Raw genomic sequence first — 1,407 nt, forward strand, 5'->3', positions numbered from 1 at the left:
TCATTGCAATAAAATCACCAATAAAGGCAATTGAGACTACACTTGGCAAGGCAATGGCATGCTTAAAAGCGTAACCAAACCTAACAACGAAACTATAAGTTTTGAGTACGATGCCTTAGGCAGACGTACTGCTAAATTAACTATGCTGTCACCTCGAGCGCAGACGAGAGGTCTTATAACCCGCTTTATTTGGGACGGAAACGTACCTCTACACGAGTGGCAATACAATTTAAAAGACAGACCAAAACTTGTAATTAACGAAGAAGGAGTACTAGAAAACGACAAACCAGAACCATTAGACAACCTAATTACTTGGATTTTTGACGAAGGTACTTTTAAACCAGCTGCAAAAATCACAAAACAGGACACCTACTCTATTATAACAGATTATTTGGGTACACCAGTGGAAATGTATAATTCTTCTGGAGAAAAAACTTGGGAAGTAGAGTATGATATTTACGGTAAAATACGTAAGTTAGCAAAAGGAGTTGCAAGTGATTGTCCGTTTAGATACCAAGGACAGTATGAGGATGAGGAGATTGGGTTGTATTATAACAGGTTTAGATATTATAATCCTGATAGTGGGACTTACATAAGTCAAGACCCTTTAGGCATTGAAAGTACCAATCCAAATATATACGCTTACGTACACGATTCCAATTCATTTATTGACCCTTTTGGACTAAAAGAGCTTTATGCTTTATTAGCAAAAGAAGATGGTTGGTATCCAGTTATGGAATGGGGAAAGAAAAAACCAATAGGTGAAATGTTTTTAAAAGAGGGTGAGTTATGGAAGATAGGAGAAACCAAAAACCCTAAAAGAAGATATACGCTAAAATGGTTGGATAAAATGAATTTAGAAAAAGTACCTTTAAATAAAGGTTCTAAAAAGCTAATGCAAATGCTTGAAGGAATGAAATTAAAAGGATATTTAGCTTGGAAAGGATTTTTACCACCAGGAAATAAAGCTTGTCATTAATTATGAGAATATCTGTAAACTGTGATACTTACCTAAACTTTATTATTGAGTTAAGAAAGGAACTTGAAGTTGTTTGGGTTAAAGCAAATGAAAAATATAAAAATGTAAAAACACCAAGCGTAATAGGCTTTGCTTTTAGATGTTTGCCTAATGAAATTAAACGGAAAACATTTAGGAGATTTGATAAGGAAGATGCTTATTTGACTTTAGATATAACAGTAAGTTATGAAGAGTATAAGAAAATGTACAAAACAGAAATTCGTCACGATTTAGGTCATACTTTTTACAATTATTTAGAAGATTCTTTAAAAAAATATAAGTTTAAAGAAATAAATAACAAAGAGTTATTGTCGGATATAAAAAATTGGTGTAACGAAATTGGTTGGTTAGAAGATGAGGTTGACTATTCTAAAGATTTAGATTATCCA

The 1,407-nt window shown here is 32.8% G+C and carries 2 protein-coding genes; both read left to right on the forward strand.

Features of this window, described 5'->3' with window-relative positions; translation table 11 throughout:
- Positions 1-58: 58 nt before the first annotated feature.
- Positions 59-979: an RHS repeat-associated core domain-containing protein gene (locus tag ACVC5O_RS00530; RefSeq protein ID WP_452219503.1), complete on the forward strand. Its 921-nt coding sequence runs from the start codon at positions 59-61 to the stop codon at positions 977-979.
- Positions 980-981: 2 nt separating this feature from the next.
- A partial coding sequence (locus ACVC5O_RS00535) for a hypothetical protein (RefSeq protein ID WP_452219504.1) occupies positions 982-1,407 on the forward strand: 426 nt, incomplete at its 3' end.

This window comes from Lacinutrix salivirga (genome assembly GCF_053604675.1).

Excerpts from the sequence above, each read along its gene's own strand:
- ACVC5O_RS00530 (WP_452219503.1), top strand. The coding sequence starts at position 59 with ATGCTTAAAAGCGTAACCAAACCTAACAACGAAACTATAAGTTTTGAG.